Origin of the sequence: Trichocoleus sp. FACHB-262, from assembly GCF_014696035.1 — a bacterium.
GTDB lineage: Bacteria > Cyanobacteriota > Cyanobacteriia > FACHB-46 > FACHB-46 > Trichocoleus.
The window spans coordinates 12,022-29,243 of sequence record NZ_JACJPK010000110.1; the positions used below are offsets into that span (position 1 = coordinate 12,022).

Annotated in this window: 12 protein-coding genes and 1 pseudogene; 2 read left to right on the plus strand and 11 right to left on the minus strand. The window is 48.0% G+C overall.

Annotation, left to right across the window (positions count from 1 at the left end; genetic code table 11):
* Positions 1-84: 84 nt before the first annotated feature.
* The 11 genes from hemB to hemF all read right to left on the minus strand — a co-directional run bounded on the left by hemB (position 85) and on the right by hemF (position 14,581).
* The gene (gene hemB / locus H6F68_RS27285) at positions 85-1,077 is read right to left on the minus strand and encodes a porphobilinogen synthase (RefSeq protein WP_190563963.1); all 993 of its coding nucleotides are present in this window, start codon (positions 1,075-1,077) and stop codon (positions 85-87) included.
* Positions 1,078-1,081: 4 nt separating this feature from the next.
* On the minus strand, positions 1,082-2,065 hold the full coding sequence (gene hemC / locus H6F68_RS27290; RefSeq protein WP_190563965.1) for a hydroxymethylbilane synthase: 984 nt from the start codon (positions 2,063-2,065) through the stop codon (positions 1,082-1,084).
* Positions 2,066-2,070: 5 nt separating this feature from the next.
* On the minus strand, positions 2,071-3,120 hold the full coding sequence (hemE, locus tag H6F68_RS27295; RefSeq protein WP_190563967.1) for a uroporphyrinogen decarboxylase: 1,050 nt from the start codon (positions 3,118-3,120) through the stop codon (positions 2,071-2,073).
* A 60-nt stretch (positions 3,121-3,180) separates the two neighbouring features.
* On the minus strand, positions 3,181-4,422 hold the full coding sequence (locus H6F68_RS27300) for an MFS transporter (protein WP_190563969.1): 1,242 nt from the start codon (positions 4,420-4,422) through the stop codon (positions 3,181-3,183).
* 118 nt (positions 4,423-4,540) lie between these two features.
* Positions 4,541-5,905, minus strand: a complete 1,365-nt coding sequence (locus tag H6F68_RS27305; protein WP_190563971.1) for a cytochrome P450 — start codon at positions 5,903-5,905, stop codon at positions 4,541-4,543.
* Between the two features lie 107 nt (positions 5,906-6,012).
* On the minus strand, positions 6,013-8,076 hold the full coding sequence (locus tag H6F68_RS27310) for a calcium-binding protein (protein ID WP_190563973.1): 2,064 nt from the start codon (positions 8,074-8,076) through the stop codon (positions 6,013-6,015).
* 31 nt (positions 8,077-8,107) lie between these two features.
* Positions 8,108-9,166 carry an aromatic ring-hydroxylating dioxygenase subunit alpha gene (locus H6F68_RS27315; protein WP_190563975.1) on the minus strand — a complete coding sequence of 353 codons (1,059 nt, stop codon included), beginning with the start codon at positions 9,164-9,166 and terminating at the stop codon, positions 8,108-8,110.
* Positions 9,167-9,319: 153 nt separating this feature from the next.
* A complete protein-coding gene (locus H6F68_RS27320; protein ID WP_190563977.1) occupies positions 9,320-10,630 on the minus strand; it encodes a glutamyl-tRNA reductase in 1,311 nt (436 codons plus the stop codon).
* Between the two features lie 203 nt (positions 10,631-10,833).
* Positions 10,834-12,459, minus strand: a complete 1,626-nt coding sequence (locus H6F68_RS27325) for an FAD-binding protein (protein WP_190563979.1) — start codon at positions 12,457-12,459, stop codon at positions 10,834-10,836.
* Between the two features lie 134 nt (positions 12,460-12,593).
* Positions 12,594-13,238: a hypothetical protein gene (locus H6F68_RS27330; RefSeq protein ID WP_190563982.1), complete on the minus strand. Its 645-nt coding sequence runs from the start codon at positions 13,236-13,238 to the stop codon at positions 12,594-12,596.
* Between the two features lie 326 nt (positions 13,239-13,564).
* Entirely contained in the window at positions 13,565-14,581 is a 1,017-nt protein-coding gene (hemF, locus tag H6F68_RS27335) for an oxygen-dependent coproporphyrinogen oxidase (protein ID WP_190563983.1), read from the minus strand.
* 1,451 nt (positions 14,582-16,032) lie between these two features.
* On the opposite strand from hemF, the pseudogene H6F68_RS29905 reads away from it, so the two are divergent.
* Positions 16,033-16,326 (plus strand): annotated as a pseudogene (locus H6F68_RS29905) (nuclease A inhibitor family protein); the annotation flags it as partial.
* A 240-nt stretch (positions 16,327-16,566) separates the two neighbouring features.
* Complete coding sequence (locus tag H6F68_RS28640) at positions 16,567-16,932, plus strand: hypothetical protein (protein WP_199300411.1); 366 nt, start codon at positions 16,567-16,569, stop codon at positions 16,930-16,932.
* The last annotated feature ends 290 nt before the right edge of the window (positions 16,933-17,222 follow it).

Consider the following 17,222-nt stretch of genomic DNA (forward strand, 5'->3'; position numbering starts at 1 on the left):
TGTATACACACAGGCAATGCAAGATTTTGCAATAGAATGCAACAAAAGGTGAATTTTCTTCACCCAAGACTACTTGCGATCGATTTAGAAGTGGCCTTTCGCTAACCAACGAGCCGTATCTTTCGCGTGATAGGTGAGAATCAGGTCAGCACCCGCTCGCTTAAAGCTAGTCAGGGTCTCCATCACCACGCGCTGTTCATCTACCCAACCGTTGAGGGCAGCGGCTTTAATCATGGAGTACTCGCCAGAGACATTGTAGGCAGCCACGGGCAAATTGGTTGCTTCCTTGACTCGCCAAATAATGTCCATATAAGCCAGCGCAGGCTTCACCATCAGCATGTCTGCCCCTTCCGCGATGTCCAGTTGGATTTCTTTCAAGGCTTCACGGGCATTGCCAGGGTCCATCTGGTAGGTGCGGCGATCGCCAAATTGCGGCGTTGATTCGGCAGCATCGCGGAAAGGCCCATAGTAAGCGGAGGCATATTTGGCAGCGTAGGAGAGAATGGGAATCTCCTCAAATCCCGATTCATCCAAGGCGGCTCGGATCGCCTGCACAAACCCATCCATCATTCCAGAGGGTGCAATGATATCTACCCCTGCGTTGGCTTGAGCCACAGCGGTTTTCTTCAGTAGCTCCAGAGTGGGGTCATTCAACACTCTTCCCGTTAAGTCACCCAGTTCCAAATAGCCACAATGACCGTGATTGGTGTATTCACATAAGCAGGTATCGGCAATCACGATCAGATCGGGAACAGCTTGTTTGACCGCACTCGCAGCTTTTTGCACAATGCCGCAATCGTGCCAAGCCCCAGTTGCTTCTGCATCCTTATCTTCTGGGATGCCAAACAAGATGATGGCTGGAATTCCTAGGTCGTAAACTTCTTTGGCTTCTTCGACAATTTTGTCTATAGATAACTGGTAGACACCAGGCATCGACACCACTTCTTTGGCAATGCTGGTACCCGGAACCGCAAAGAGCGGATAGATCAGGTTCTGAGTGGTTAAAACGTTTTCGCATACCATCCGCCGGAGTTGCGGATTGCTTCTGAGCCGACGAGGACGATTAATTGGAAACATAGTATTAGTGCCGTGCAGCTACAAAAATTTGATTAAGGATTTCCTGAGCTCCCTGCTGCCGCAAGCCATGGGCGAGCTGAATACCAACCTGTTCTGCCTCATTTGCAGAACCAATTACAGTATCTTTGAGTAACTGTTGACCATCGACACTGGCAACCAACCCAGTTAAGGCTAACGTTTCGCCGTCGAGCTGGGTATGCACCCCAATCGGTACTTGGCACCCTCCCTCAAGTTCTCGCAGAAAAGCCCGCTCAGACAAAACGCGATCGCGGGTGGAGATATGTTCGATCGCCTTTAATAGAGATAAAGTTTCAACATCATCAGCACGACATTCGATTCCCAAAGCACCTTGCCCGACTGCATAGAGGGAAACCTCAATCGGGAGAATTTGATGAATGCGATCGCTCATGCCTAATCGCTGCAAACCAGCCGCCGCCAAAATCAGAGCATCATATTCGCCTGCATCCAGTTTGGCGAGGCGCGTGTTCAAGTTACCGCGCACATCCTTGAAGGTGTATTGCGGAAACAAATGCCGCAATTGAGCCAGTCGTCGCAGCGAAGAAGTACCAATCACAGCTCCATCGGGCAGCGTATCGATTTGACAGCCTTTATATTTTTCCTGTACCACTAAGGCATCGGCTGGGTTCTCCCGCTCGGTCACCGCAGCCAGGGTTAAGCCGTCAGGGAGGTTTGTGGGCAAATCCTTCAGCGAGTGCACCGCAAAGTCAATCTCTCGGTTCAGCATGCCGAGTTCCAGCTCTTTAGTGAACAGTCCCTTATCCCCAATCTTAGCCAGGGCCACATCCAGGATGTTGTCACCTTGGGTAGACATGGTATGGACTTCAAACGTAATTTCCGGGAAGTGTTGCTGCAACTGATCGCGCACCCAGTAGGTTTGCACCAGGGCCAATTGGCTTTTCCGAGAACCAATGCGGATCGTGCGAGTTGTATTGATAGCAGTAGAATCAGCGGGGTGGAGTTGTGTCATGACAATTAGCCCAAAAGTGAGGAGTATTTGAGTTGTTTGACGGTCTCAAAGAAGCAAGCCACATTTTCTTCTGGCGTGTTTTGCAGTACTCCATGACCAAGGTTCATAATGTGCTTGTGGGTGCCTGCTTTGAGCACCGTATCTAAGATGTTTTGACGAATAAAGTCTTGAGGACCAAACAGGATGCAGGGGTCCATATTGCCTTGCACACCCATATTGGCTCCCAATCGTTGCCGTGCAACGGACATGTCCACAGTCCAGTCTAAGCTGACAATATCGACACCAGAGTGCGCCATGAGTTCCAGCAGACCCGCACTGTTGTTGATGTAGAGAATCAGCGGTGTTTCTGGATGAGTTGCTTTTACCTGCCGTATAATCTGTTGCAGATAAGGAAGAGAGAAATTCTTGAAGTCCTGGGGGCTAAGTTGTCCTGCCCAAGAATCGAATAGTTGCACCACCTGTGCCCCTGCATCAATCTGGTAGCAAGCATAAGTTGCGATCGCCTCTGCCAACTTACCCAAAAACTGATGCAGCATGGTTGGCTCTGTATAAGCCATGCGCTTAATAATGGCGTAATCTTTTGAGCTTTTGCCTTCGATCGCATAGGCTGCCAGTGTCCAAGGAGCGCCCACAAATCCTAACACCGTTGCTTCACCATTCACTTCTTTCTGCAACGTCTGGAGAATCTGACGCACAAAGGGCAGAGAGGTCTCTGGATCAAGAGGTGTCAGCGCATCAATTTGCTCCTGAGTGCGGATGGGAGCCTCAAATACCGGACCCTTGCTCTCAATAATGTCAAACGGAATGCCAATTCCAGGTAGAGGAGTGAGAATATCCGAGAACATAATCACACCATCGGGTCTGAAGGCATGGAAGGGTTGTAGAGAGATTTCCACCGCTAAATCAGAATTTTCCGATCGCTCCCGAAAGGAAGGATACTTCTGACGCAAATCCCGATAAACCCGCATATAGCGGCCTGCTTGGCGCATCATCCACACCGGAGGGCGCTCTACCGCTTCACCCCGTGCCGCTTGCAACAATATACTATTCTGCATACATTCCTCCTTCAATGTTTATTTCAACTTAGTTCAACACATTCTCGCGATCGCCTTTGCCTATCTCGCTTCGTTCAAATTAGGGACCCGCCTAGCTGCCCGCGCACCTCCTGCAAATAACACAGCGATCGCCAGCCATACCGCACCTGTCCAGTAAGGGGCGCTTGGTCCCAACTTGTCGAAGGTGATACCTGCCCACACTGGACCCACAATTAAAGCTAAACTTGCCAGGGCTTGCGTAGCTCCTAGAACAGTTCCTTGCTCTTGGGAAGAAACCTGTTTTGAGATCAAGCTCGTTAGCGTTGGGTTGGTAATGCCACTGCCCACTGCTGTAAAGGTGAGCGCCAGATACAGCATCGGTATTTCTGGAGCTAGAGCAAGACCCGCATAGCCAAAGGCCATCATGGCCAGACCGATCGCCATCAGCTTACGCTCATAGAATCGCCGTGCTAGTTGCCCCGTAATCAGTCCCTGCATCAACCCGGAGACAAAACCGACATAGGCGAAGATGCTGCCATTTTGTGCTGGTCCCAGCCCGAAACGAATAAAGGTAAACAGAACAAAGTTGGTTTGTAGGGCACTGAAAGCAAAGTTCTGAGCAAAGTTGGCTAACAACAACCCTCGTAGTCCCAGACGTTGCAGCGCCCCTCCTACCTGACCCAAGGGGTTAAGATCCTTGAGGGTGATTGTCCCCTTCACCCGTCGCGCTGGCGGCAAGGATTCTGGCAGGACAAAGAACCCAAAGGCTGTGGTGATCAGAGATAAACCACCCGCCACAAATGCGGGAGCTTGCAAACTGATTTGGCTCAACCATCCCCCCAGGGCTGGCCCCATGATGAATCCTACCCCAAAAGCAGCGCCAATCAAGCCAAAGTTTTTTGTCCGATCTTGAGGTGCACTAGCATCGGCAATATAAGCCTGAGCGACGGAGATATTGCCTCCCGTAATGCCATCTAGGAGGCGGGCCGCAAAGAGTAACCAGAGGCTATTGGCAAATCCAAAGAGAAAATGGCTAATTCCAGTTCCCAGCACACTAATAATGAGTACGGGTCGCCGTCCAAAGCGATCGGACAAGCTGCCCAATGCTGGCGTGGCGAGAAACTGGGCTGCATAGAAAGATAGAGCCAGTAGCCCAACCATCAAAGCATCTTGGTTAAATTGCCCCACCAAAAAGGGAATCACTGGGACAAGAATGCCCGCTCCCAGCAAATCCAACAGCACCGTAATGAAAATGAAAGTGATTGCCTTGCGGCTAATCGTTGCCTGAGCCGTTCTGGACGGTGTTGATCGGTCTTGCTGCATGATATCCCTTTCTACCGAAAACCATGTAAGTGATTGACCAGAAGTGATGCCGTTGTCACGTCCCTCTGCGATCGCGCCCTACCCACTTGTCCCTCATCCCTCAGGACACCAGCGCTTCCTAAACCCGCTGCTGCTCTATAGGGGCAACAGGGGCAACCACCCGCAACTTCACATCTCTGGAGGGGGCTAACCCTGGGCCATGACGAACGGGCTGAATGGGACGCGGATCGGCAAGGGCCAGTTGATAGCGAGACAGCACTGCTGCTAATACCAACTTCATCTGGAAGGGAGCAAAGGCAAAGCCAACGCAACGACGGTTGCCACCGCCAAAGGGGCAGTATTCAAAGGATGAGTATTGCCGCTCTAGGAACCGCTCCGGTCTAAATTCCTTTGGCTCTGGATAAATCTCCTCATTCTGGTGCGCGGAATAGATGTCTGGGAAAATCTGAGTGCCAACTGGAAACTCATAACCCAACACCTTGAAGGGAGTCTTCACCAGACGGGGCAAGGAAGCCATGATTACCGGATAGTAACGCAGAGTTTCCTGGCACACAGCAGAGAGGTAAGGTAACTGAGTAATGGCAGTCATGTCCGCGCGATCGCTCAGAGTGCTCAACTCCTCTACTAGTCGCTGCTGTACCCTGGGCAAACGGTGAATCCAGTACAAGGCCCAAGTTAAGCCAACGGCGATCGTGTCCTGCCCTGTTAACAACAACGTCATCATTTCATCGCGCAACTCTGCATCGGTCATCAGCTGACCTTCTTCATCACGAGCTGCCATCATCAGCGTCAAGATGTCAGTGCGGCCAGGTTCAGGATTGCGCTGTCGCTCGGCAATTTCTGCATAAACAATGCGATCGACTTCCTTCCGCAGACGGACAAACTTACCCCAGGGTGACCATGTTCCCAAGTCTTTTTGGAGTTTGCGGACAAACAGGTGGATAGCAAAAATGGGAGAAGTTGCCATCTCTTCCATTTCTACAAACTTGTGACGTAGTATCTCCAGGTTTTCCCCTTCGGTAATTCCAAACACTGCCTGCAACATCACTTCCAGAGAAATGTCTCGCATCGATGACTTGAGACTAATCTCATCACCTGGCTGCCAGCGATCCATCATTTGTTCAGTCAAACGACCGATCAGTTGAGCATAGACACGCAGGCGATCGCCATGAAACGGCGGCATCAACAACTTGCGTTGCCGTTGGTGTTGGCGACCATCGAGCACCATGAGGGAGTGCTTGCCCACAATGGGTTGAAAGATCTCACTGGCTTCACTGGAGTTAAAGGCTCCCACCGGAGCGGAGAAGATTTGTTCCAGAGCTTCTGGGTGACTGACAAAGACTGTAGCTTTGGAACCAGGCAGCTTAATCGTGAAAGTCCTGCCAAATCGTTTGGCGCAGTCATCTAAAAAATTAGTAGGACGCAATGCCCACTGAAGCACTTGCACGAGAGCAGGAGTACGGGGACCGTTGGGTAACTTCATAACATACCTGGGTTGGGAAAATACCGCGCCTTGCATCGGCAGACACACAGAGGGAACTACGGCAATAGGTTGGCATCAGCAACCGTAATCCCCCACGAACATTCAAGCTAGATGAAGACAAATTGGCTGGTGTTGGTCAAACTTAGTTGGTCAACCGGGACTCCCGCTACAATCCCAATCAGGTCAGGGCTGGAACCATCGTTGACGTAGATACCCGCTCCTGATGACAACGCACGCAGGGAATAGTTCGCCGCTGAACCAATCAGTTGAATCTTATCCTTATCCAATTTCTCGCTGTTGTTCTGGCTAAAATCCGTGATTAGGGCGTAGTCACCCAATCCAGCCGAGTTTGGATTGCTATCAGTGTAGAACTGGGCCTTGACGCCACCGGGTAGCAAGCCGCCTAGGACGAAGGTATCGTCACCGCTCCCTCCAGTGAGGGTATCGACTTCACCGGGCAAGCTCAGGGGTTGAGGAACCACAAAGATATCAAAGCCAATTAGCGTATCATGACCCGCACCACCGTAAACTTGGTCGTTGCCAGCGCCACCCACTACGGTGTCGTTGCCATTGTCTCCATAAACTAGGTCGTTATCTCCAAAGCCGAGCACGGCATCATCACCATCTCCACCACTGACCAGGTCGTTACCTTCAGCCCCTGTTAGGACATCACTATCGCCTTCTCCATATAGTTGGTCTGCACCTGTATCACCACTGATGCGATCGAAGCCAGCTCCACCGTAAACAATGTCGTCGGCACCACCTGCATCGATGAAGTCGTTGCCCGCTCCACCCCAAATCTGGTCGTTGCCTGCATTTCCGGCGCTGTCTTCGCCAAACAGGAAGTCGTTGCCTGCTCCACCGTCAATGATGTCATTGCCCGCACCCCCTAACACAAAGTCTGTGCCATCTCCGGTGTTAATAATGTCGTTGCCTGCACCTGTAATGGCACTATCCTCACCATTACCTGTGTTAATCACATCATTGCCACCAAAGATCGTGTTGACGGTGTCGCTGCCAGAACCCGCATTGATGATGTTATCAACCCCAAAGCCTGCTCCGAAGAAGCCATCGTTATCAAGGCCAATGGTGGCGATCGGTGCCAGCGTTCCGTCTCCTGCGCTGGGAGGTGGCAAGAAAACAAATTGATTCGCGTTTGCCAGGTTGAGTTGATCAGGCGTGACACCCTCCACAATGCCTATTAAGTCAGGGGTGGAACCATTATTGGTGAAGATTGCCGTGCCTGAGGGTAGACCAGCGGGGGCAGCGCCTAAAAAATAGTTGCTTGCGGAATCAGTAAGCTGAATCGTGTCACCAGCGATGAAATCCGTAATCAGCGCATAGTCACCCAATCCAGCAGAGTTCGGGTTGCTATCGGTGTAGAACAGTGCTTTCACACCCCCTGGGAGTTGTCCACCCAAGACAAAGGTGTCATCACCAGCCCCCCCAGTCAAAACATCAATTTCGCCTGGTAGGCTGAGAGGCTGGGGAGCTACAAAGATGTCAAAACCAATCAGGGTGTCGTTGCCTCGGCCACCATAAACAGAGTCGTTACCGGAACCACCCACAACTATATCGTTGCCGTTATCGCCGTAAACTCGGTCATTATCCTCAAAGCCCAGAACAACGTCGTCTCCATCACCGCCGCTCACAAAGTCGTCACCCTGAGCCCCTGTTAGGACATCGCTGTCGCCTTCCCCATACAGTTGGTCTGCGCCATCATCACCACTGATGCGATCGAAGCCAGCTCCACCGTAAACCGTATCATTGCCATTGCCAGCATCTACGAAATCGTTGCCAGCACCCGCTCGAATTAGGTCATCCCCCGTACTTTGGTCTAGGAGATCCTCTCCTAGAATCAGGTCATTGCCATCGCCACCATCAACCATGTCATTGCCAGCGCCACCAAAGACAAAGTCATCTCCCGCTCCCACATCAATGATGTCGTCTCCCGCTCCAGTTATGGCGCTGTCTTCACCACTTCCAGTATTCAGGCGATCGCTGCCACCAAAGATGGTGTTGTTAGTGTCATTGCCATTGCCAGAAATAATGGTGTTGTCAATGCCAAATCCCGCGCCGAAATAGCCATCATTGTCATTACCGAGAGTCGCGATCGGAGCCAGTAAGTTCTGGGAAGGTGCTTCCTCTGCTTTTTCCGTTTCCTTAGTCATTTTGCCTCCATTAAGGGTGAGTAATATTCAGTTAATTGATTAATGTGAGAGACGATTCAATAGAGTGTCCATTCGGGTGGGCTAGTTGGTTCTGGGAATCAATTCCCCAGCCCATTGCTAGATACCTGTGCCGCATCTTGCGATAAGCCAGGGAGAGGGCATCACTAGGAACATGAACTTCGTCTGCTAGGTTGTGGGGAATTGCGTAGGGATATTCTGACTCGGCTACCACGCTGTCTTCCCGGCTGACCTTAGCATTGGTTCTGTAGAACAGGGGATCTGCCATAGGAGTGGTCAGGAAGCTACGAAACTGTACCCGCTTAATCAGGGTTGTTTTTTCATCAATAGGAATGTGGGTGCCAAAGTTGATCAATCTGCCAGAGGCAAAGCTGACTTCTAATTTATTGATGTTTGGTAGGTAAAAGCTAATCTTGGCACGGACTTGAGAACTGGATGGACGAACGACATACTTCAGGAAACCTTTGGGCTTGGTGTATTGCTGAAAGAGAATGTTAGCATTGCCGCCCCAAGCTTCCTCACTGACGTCGTATTCTTCGATCGTCTGTTCTCGATCGAAGCCATTACCAAAGGTACCTGTGTGCACAACCGAGATATGAGCAAAATCGATCGCGTTCTCTAGCGTCCGGGTGTAATGGGCATTCACCTTGGTTTCGTAGTAGATCGGATGTAAGCCCGGATCGTCAAACTCAGGTAAAGCAGGGATAGGTGGACGTGCTGCCTCTGGTAAATCCCCATAAAAAATCCAGACAAAGCCGTATTTTTCTTGGACTGCATAGGCATCTACGCGGGCACGTCTAGGAATGGGGACACTCGGTTGGTTGGCAGGAATGTGGCTACAAGTGCCATCTGCCTCGAACTTCCAGGCATGATAGGGGCAACGGAGGCAACCATCTTCTACCCAACCTAAGGAGAGGGCAGCGCCTCGGTGGGGGCATTGGTCTTTAAGGGCTACTACCCGACCCTGAGGGTTACGGTAGAGCGCAAATCGCTCACCTAGCATCTGAATTTGCTTCGGCTTGCTGATGACAGCCGAACTAAACTCACACGCATACCAAAAGTTCTTTAACATGCTTAACCTTTACCATTGGGGTGAATGAATTCTTAAGGATTTGGGTTCAGGCAGAACCGGAAAAGCAATGAAGTCGAATTGAGAAATGTTTATAGGGTGCGATCGCCACTCATCCTGTCACAGTCACAATTGGCCCTTGCCCCTGTCGTGATATTAAGGCCGAGAAGATTTGCTAGAGAGGGCAGGGTGCGCTTCTGTCTCTAAGTTAAATAGCATTTGCAGCGTGCGGATAGCGAGCTGTTGAGCCTCTAGATCCCGCTGTGTCCGCAGTTGCACCATCGGTTCATGGAGAATTTTATTGACAATGCCTCGGGTCAACGCTTCGATCAGTTCTTGATGTTTTTGAGCAAAGTCCTTGCCTAAGCGAGACAAAGTTTTCTCTAATTCTTGCTCACGAATCATTTCTACTTTTTCTCGTAAGCAGCTGATTGTAGAAAATGTTTCGAGCGATCGATACCAATCCGCAAAAGATTCTAGTTCAGCTTCGATGATGCCTTTTGCTTCCAGCGCCATTTGCTGGCGGCTTTCTTGGTTCTGGGCTACGACCTGCTTAAGATCATCCACGTTAAAGACTTGAACATGCGTTAATTCATTGACATCCGCATCGACGTTACGAGGGACAGAAATATCAAACAGCATCAAAGGTTGATTGGGTGCTAAAGTCTCGGCTAGTTTGGCTTGATTCAAGAGAGGTTCGGTGGAGGCTGTACTAGTGAAGACTAAGTCCGAAGCTGCCACTAACGACATCATCTCCGTGAGAGGATAGCACGGTAGCGACACATCGCTGAACTGATTTGCTAACTCCTGGGCTCGCTCCACAGAACGGTTGGCGATCGCGATTTGAGTGGCACCTTTTGCCAACAAGTGTTGTACTAAGCGACGGGCCATGTTACCCGCACCCACAATTGTCACGCGGCAGTCGGATAATTTCTGGACTTTAATTTGGGCTAACTCAACCGCTGCTGAACTAACAGAAACTGCTCCCGTACCAATGGAGGTCTCAGTTCTCGCTCGCTTTGCCGCCGTGATGGCTTGCTTGAACAACTGGTTAAGAATGCGCTTGATACCGTTGCATTCTTGACCCAACTTGTAAGCGTTTTTCACTTGAGCCAGAATTTGCCCTTCGCCTACTACCAAGCTGTCTAGACCAGCCGCAACTTGCATGAGATGGCGTACAGCAGCTTGTTGTTGCAGGACAAACAAATGTTCATTCAGTTCATGACTTGATAGTTGACTGTGTTCAGCCAGAAACTCAGCTACTTCTTGAGCCGCTGGCTCTGTTGCTAGCGCCGCAATATAAATCTCTAAACGGTTACAAGTGCTAAGGATGGCAACTTCCCGGATATGAGGATAATTACATAGACGAGCGATCGCTGCTCCAATTTGGTTTTCAGGGATACTCAGTTTTTCGCGAACTTCGACGGGAGCAGTTTTGTGACTCAACCCAACAACAGCAATATTCATGTCAGTTTCCTCCTTTGAGGCTAATTTCCCTCAGGGTGAAATGGAATGTAAATTGAATCGAGCGGTTATGAGCATTTTGAATCTGGGCTTAGTCCTGCTAAGTCCTGACAAAGCTCAAAATATGATTTGTAGTGAGGAAAACTATTCAACTACAACAGATGCAGTTGATTACTTCACCAGTCTTGCTAACAGTTAGACAAGCATCATTGCAGCTTCACTTGACTTAGTAAGGCGAAGATAGGTGAGAATTCATTCAAGAGCAGTAGAAACAGAAGCACTAACACAGTCAGGGCGATCGCCTGAACAGACAGTGCCGCTTTAGATTTGGCAGACTCAGCCAAAGGTTCAACTACAGACGCGGCAACTCTGCCTTCTATCTGAACTGAGGTGTGAGATTCAGTAATGATGCTTTCAGAAAACCGTACTTGTGGTTTATCTACTTCATCAGGATAGGTAGATGGCTCATATTCAAAAAAACCAGGGTTTAAGATGCCTTGTGGATCATATTTCCGTTTCATCTCATTGACTGTGCTCCAATAATCTCCATATTGAAGTCGCCATTGAGAAAGATTAAAATCTGTCCAGCTTGCTACATATCTTTTGCCGCCCATTTCTAAAGCTAAATCAGTCAAATGATGCAACTGCTCTAAAACAGGTGGAAGCTGAGTCTTAGGAACCGTCGGGTACATGCCAAAGCCCAAAATCAACTCCTCTTTAGGCAGGGCAAACATCGGCATGTTGGTATTGCGAGCTAGCAAACCAAAGGAACCCACAGGAGTCATTCTAAAGTCAATAAAGCTAGGAATACGCTGGAGCGCAATTTCAATGTATTCCTTCGCGACTGAGCTGGGTAAGAGTACATCAATCCAGGGATTTGCAGTACCTGGGAGATGAGGCATTTGCACCAATGGTTGAACAAACTTCTCAAATGTTAGCTCTTCAGTGTGGACATGACGATAAAAACTTAGGTCTGAGAGGAGTTCTGGCTCATTGATGTCATCGAAAGCATCCACTTCCAAGGTGACTTGCATCCGGTAGAACCATTGAATTAAAGGTCGCAAGCCTTCTCCAGCTCTAGATACGCCTTGCATACAGGGAGAGAACAAAGATAGCAACCCATCTACTCGATCCTCTAAGATCAGGCGACGCTGATCGTTTAAGAAGAGGTCGAAGTCGTCGTAACAAAGGAAGTAAGTACGAGTAAAAGCGCGGTGGGGTCTAAGCCGATGCTGGATCTGCGTAATGATGCCGAATTGATTGTAACCGCAAAGCGCATGATAAAATAGTTCGCTGTTTTGGTCGGGCGAACACCAAACGATGTCTCCAGCAGCAGTGACTACTTCCATGCCTAAACAATTATCTGCTTGCGATCCATGCCGGAAGGAACTTTGGCCTAAACCAGCGGCTGAATGAGTTCCGCCTAGGGTGACATCAAAATAGTTGGTTAGGACTGGAGGAATCACCTGTTGCGGTAAGGCGCGATCGATTACTTGTCTCCAAGTTGTTCCCGCATCTGCTTTGAACCAAAGGCGATCGCTATGAAATTCATGAATTTGATTTAGGCTCCTCATGTCTAAGAGGATGCCATCTTGATTCAAAGATTGACCGCTTAGCGAATGTCCCGCAGCTCGTGAGGAGATGGTCAATCCTTGAGCAGCAGCATACTTCACTGCTTTAGCAATATCGGCAGAGTTTCGAGGTCTAACAACAACCTGAGGATTCTTTTCAAGAATGCCACCAAAATCCTGAGAAACTGCTGCCAAATCTGCTTCTGTACTGCTGACTTCGCCTTCAATAATGTGCTTCAGGTCTAAAATAGCACTGTTCATGACAACAATATTTCTCCATTGGCGATCTATGTCGCCCGAAAGCTAGCTAACACAACTCAATTTCGTGATACTGGAGTCCAAAGCTCGTGAAGCGTGATGTCATGATTTGGACTCTTAATTCTGGTTGATTCTGGTTACTTAGAAAAGCGCATCTTGAGCATCTTAATGCCAGCCCCAAGCAATGTGGGAATGAGTCCAACTAGTTCCAAAATTTGCGTGAACATACTGGGTGTGTTCTTCGCCAATTCAGCGGCTGATTGAGCAGGTCTTTCGTATTTGAAGACACAGACGCAGTCCCCATCTGCTTGTCTACTCAGCAACGTTGCTTTCATGCCTGGAAAAGCTCTTCTGGCCGCTTCTTGTTCCATCTCACAAAGAATGCGACAAGGATACTCAAATCCATACTCTTTCGAGATTGACAGGGCTGGACAAACTCGCTGAATTTCCAGAGCCGCATCGGTACCATTTTGGGAAATATCAAAGATTTCGGTAATAAAACCCATTGGTCGTAGCAAGGGAATTGATTTCTTGAAACCTTCTGCGATGGTGGCGTTGTCGATAAAAGCGCCCATTAAAGCCTTTTGCTGTTCGGGATACTTTTCTAACATCTTTTCATAGGCGGCGGCATCTCCCATCTCTTCCACCATCTTTTTGTAACGAATGAAGCGATTTCTAAACAAGTTCATGGCTTTGGAAGCATCCATGGTTAGAACATCTTCCATCCGTAAGTCGCCAGCACCTACTTTCTCTACTGTTTTCTCTGCTACTTGCTCTACCATCTTAAGTTCCTCCTTTAACAATTGGTTTACAGGCCGTCTCAAACAATGAATTTTGCTATGCTCTGGTCTACCAGGTGTAGCAGTAAAGCAAAGCAAGCCCGAGTAAGAGATATCTCACTACAACCCGGAGGCCTAGAACGAGCCGAATTTCCAGGTCGCTCTGAATGAGCCCTTTTGACTCTGTTTGCACGGAATTCTCAGACTGCGATCGCCACATATTGAGCAATTGTGTTTCTAACATTTCACTGACATCAGTTGTAGTTGTACGGGTCAAGGTTCTTGATGCTTGTGAACACTGATTTCAAAAACCATTAGTGTGCAAGCATCTAAGCCCAGCCACGAGCGCTTTTTAGTACTTCTCTGAGCATTGCTTCCGGGCTACCAGGAGCAGGTTGGTCATCATATTCCCAGCTAGCGAGGGCAGGCATACAGTTAAAAATGCTTTGCTGATTCACCATGCCACTCGCTAAGCCAAACCGGATACCGCGATCGCTGGTGAGAATGAACTCGACATAACGACCCCGGACAATTCGCTGCCATTGCTTATTCTCCTCGCTGAAGGGCATATCTTTACGTCTCTCCACCAAGGGTAGGTAAGCAGGGATAAATGCCTCAGTACAGTCAGTCACGAAAGCCAGTAATTCTTCAAAACTACCCTCTTTTAAGTGATCAAAAAAGATACCACCAATCCCTCGACTCTCACCCCGATGCGGGATGTAGAAGTATTCATCACAAGCTTGCTTGAAACGCAGGTAGTAAGAAGGATTGTGGCGATCGCAAGCTTCCTTATGCACTCGATGAAAATGAGCGGCATCTTCCTCAAAAAGATAGGCTGGAGTGAGATCGGCACCACCCCCAAACCACCAGTAACTTGGTTGATTACCACCCTTCACTTGGAAATAACGGTAGTTCGCATGCACCGTGGGTGCCATTGGATTTTGGGGATGGATGACAAAGCTTGCCCCAGTAGCAAAAAAAGGAGTTCCTTCGCTGCTGGTAGTATGGTCTGCTTCTGCGGTCGAGAGGGCCCCAGATTTCTGCAAAGTCATTCCGGGTGGCAGTGTGCCTTCGAGGGATACATAGTTAATTCCCGCCTTTTCAAACACATTGCCATTGTGTAGGGCTCGGTCAATATAAATGGTGTCATCGGTGTTATCGCTGCTGCTTCCAGCCACCCATAATCCATTAGAATCGCGATGCCAAGGCTGTTCGACAAACTTTGTGCCATCTAGTTGCTCGATCGCTTGGCATGTGTTCTCAAACATTTGTCTGAACGCTTTTTCTGCCTGCGATCGCATAGCTAATTGGCTTTGCAATGGCTTTTCTAATACTGTCTCAAGCATGATTTACCTCCTTAAGGTTAAGTAGACTCTTTGCGACTTTACGTTGACAGTCGAACAAAGCAGAAACGGTCGATTTCTACTGTCTTCTCAAGTTGTTAGGCACAACTTTGGGACCCCCCATAGAAAATGTGGGGGTAGATTGCAACACTCTAAAAGCCTTTAGTAGGTGCAAAAATTCTAGATTTGTCCTACATACTGTGCAGATATCAACAGTATTCAGACAAAAACAAGGCTGCTACTGCCAAAACTAAAAGGAGATATTCCAGCACCCACACCAATGAGGTCTTCTCTACTTAAGGGGCTAGCTAAAAAGGGCGAAGTAGTTTGTGTAAGTTCTAGGACTAAAATTGTCCTACTTAGAGGCTGAAACATAGACTGGAAGGTACTTCAGAGTGTGAAAAACACGCAGGGAACTTCAAGGACTTTTGTGTCTTCTCCGGAAAAATCTTCCAAAAACTTTAAGTTCTTTTATATAGTTTCCAAAAGGAAAATCACAAAGAGTGCTTCAGGGGTTTCTAGAACCATTCCGGAAATCTACTGAAACAAAACTCAAAGCTCTTTCATGTTTTTGCCTCCGCTACTGTGACGCTAGATTAATTTTGCTGATTGGGTGGGCTTTGCCTGTCTAAACATAGCCCCGTGAGTCTAGTGTGGTGAAGCACTACTACGCTTTTTGTGTGTTGTTAGGCACTAAGCGCAGTTTCAGACAGTAGGTAGTAGAGATGACGATACCACGTAGTAAACGTCGTTTAACTATCCTTGCGGCCACCAAAAGTTAGCCCAGGAATGGTGATCGCCTCCTCGGGAAAAAGTAATGCAGTTACAAACCTCTACCTCACGAAGTAGCTGAACAAGTAAGAATTCTTACCTTGGGTAGAATTACCCTTAGAGTTACATGACCAGATTAAGCATTCTTTATGAATGAAGTAATGTTCGTTTAATCATTAACAAAATCTAAAAACGAACTTCGTAAACTTTGAAGTGGCTTGAAAGTTCGGCAAAACCACTTCGTGAAATCAGGTTGATAGAAATAGAGCTAGTCTTTTACCTTTGCCTGACTATACCTAGATTCTTTACGGTGAACGGCTTTCACCTTCAAATCATTAGTTGCTGATATGTAGCTTTCTATAAAAGCTGACCTCTACTCTTACTATCATCAGCAATTACTCACCAGGGCAAGAATGAACTTTAACTGCTCCTTAGCTAGATTTTAATCTTGACAGCGTAATTTCGATGAAGTTGCTTGAAAGATTTCCATCACAACATAGCAAAATAGCTTTGTTAAGCTCAGTATTTTGTTTTTTACTTGTCAACTCTCATGTTTTCAACTATCCTTTCCAAGCCATTGATGAACCTAAAGAATCGATTCTTGTTGTTATTACCTCTGTCTATTTTGTTAGGTGAAGCCTTTCCTGCTTTTGCGGGAGTGCATCTAGCAATGGGAAACCCAAGAGCCTTTAACTATCGAAAAGCTACTTCGCCTTACAGACCACTTACAAAATTCTCCGGCTGAAATCATAGAACCAGACTATTTTTTTCGTAACCTAGCTCAAGCACGAGACTGGCATGATGAGAATCAGAAATTAATGGTAGGACGATTTCAGACCTTGATAGAAATCCTAAAATCAAACTTGAATCTCATTCAAGTTTATCGAGTCGGCACTATCAACGTTGATATTTACATTGTTGGTAAAACTGCTTCTGGTGACTTGGCAGGATTAACAACAAAATTGGTTGAAATATAAGTAACTTGGTGTTGCTGAATGAGAGGGTGACCCATCACGGGTTGGTTTGCGTTGAAGAAGCCAAACTTTATTCTCGCCCTACCACTCTACCGCTAATTATTGGGGCAGCCGTTACAGAAGCAACTGCCAAATGCTTGGAGAGCTGGGCCGACGGGCTGATTACCATTTCACGCCCACCCGAAAACTCAAACGAGTCGTTGATGCTTTCCGACGCGGAGGGGGGGAAGGAAAGCCCATATTTTGAAAGTGCAGCTTTCCTACGACCACACGGACGACATAGCTCGTCAAAAAGCTCACGAACAATGGTGCAACAATATCTTTAAGAATGTTTTGATGACGCAGCTACGAACACCCCAGCAGTTTGACGTCGCTGGAGAATTTGTCGCACCAGAAGAGCTAAATGAACACGTCCGGATCTCAGCCGATCCGCAGCAGCAGATTGCCTGGTTACAAAAAGATATTGAAGTAGGCTTTGATGAATTGATTTTGCATAACGTCAACCGAGAGCAGGAGGGCATTGAGCCGAGATACGTACAAAAATTTATCATATGGATATCAAAGCCTTGTTGCGTCTTGCTTTCAGCTTTTTGCATAGAACATAGCTGATCCTGTTGAATAGTTGCGCCCCTCTACAACTACTCAACGAGAGAATTAGGGTTTCAGGCTTCAGATAAGCTAGAAAATAGGGTATGTACTACTGATTTCTGAGTAGTACTTAGGTCATAAGTAGTCCAAACCTGTACTATTCAAGGTTTTCACGAATTACAGCTAAGGACAAAAAGCTAAGTGTTGCCCTAGCCTGTATTTCAAGGCGATGTGATAAAGAATTACACGTATCTCGGCGTGCGACTCGTTCCTGCCCAAGTCAAGCCCCTCCACAAGGTTTGAAATAAAGC

Coding starts and splice junctions, on each gene's coding strand:
- H6F68_RS27330 (WP_190563982.1), bottom strand. CDS start 13,238: ATGGTAGAGCAAGTAGCAGAGAAAACAGTAGAGAAAGTAGGTGCTGGC.
- hemB (WP_190563963.1), bottom strand. CDS start 1,077: ATGTTTCCAATTAATCGTCCTCGTCGGCTCAGAAGCAATCCGCAACTC.
- H6F68_RS27305 (WP_190563971.1), bottom strand. CDS start 5,905: ATGAAGTTACCCAACGGTCCCCGTACTCCTGCTCTCGTGCAAGTGCTT.
- H6F68_RS27300 (WP_190563969.1), bottom strand. CDS start 4,422: ATGCAGCAAGACCGATCAACACCGTCCAGAACGGCTCAGGCAACGATT.
- H6F68_RS27310 (WP_190563973.1), bottom strand. CDS start 8,076: ATGACTAAGGAAACGGAAAAAGCAGAGGAAGCACCTTCCCAGAACTTA.
- H6F68_RS27325 (WP_190563979.1), bottom strand. CDS start 12,459: ATGAACAGTGCTATTTTAGACCTGAAGCACATTATTGAAGGCGAAGTC.
- hemE (WP_190563967.1), bottom strand. CDS start 3,120: ATGCAGAATAGTATATTGTTGCAAGCGGCACGGGGTGAAGCGGTAGAG.
- hemC (WP_190563965.1), bottom strand. CDS start 2,065: ATGACACAACTCCACCCCGCTGATTCTACTGCTATCAATACAACTCGC.
- H6F68_RS27315 (WP_190563975.1), bottom strand. CDS start 9,166: ATGTTAAAGAACTTTTGGTATGCGTGTGAGTTTAGTTCGGCTGTCATC.
- H6F68_RS27320 (WP_190563977.1), bottom strand. CDS start 10,630: ATGAATATTGCTGTTGTTGGGTTGAGTCACAAAACTGCTCCCGTCGAA.
- hemF (WP_190563983.1), bottom strand. CDS start 14,581: ATGCTTGAGACAGTATTAGAAAAGCCATTGCAAAGCCAATTAGCTATG.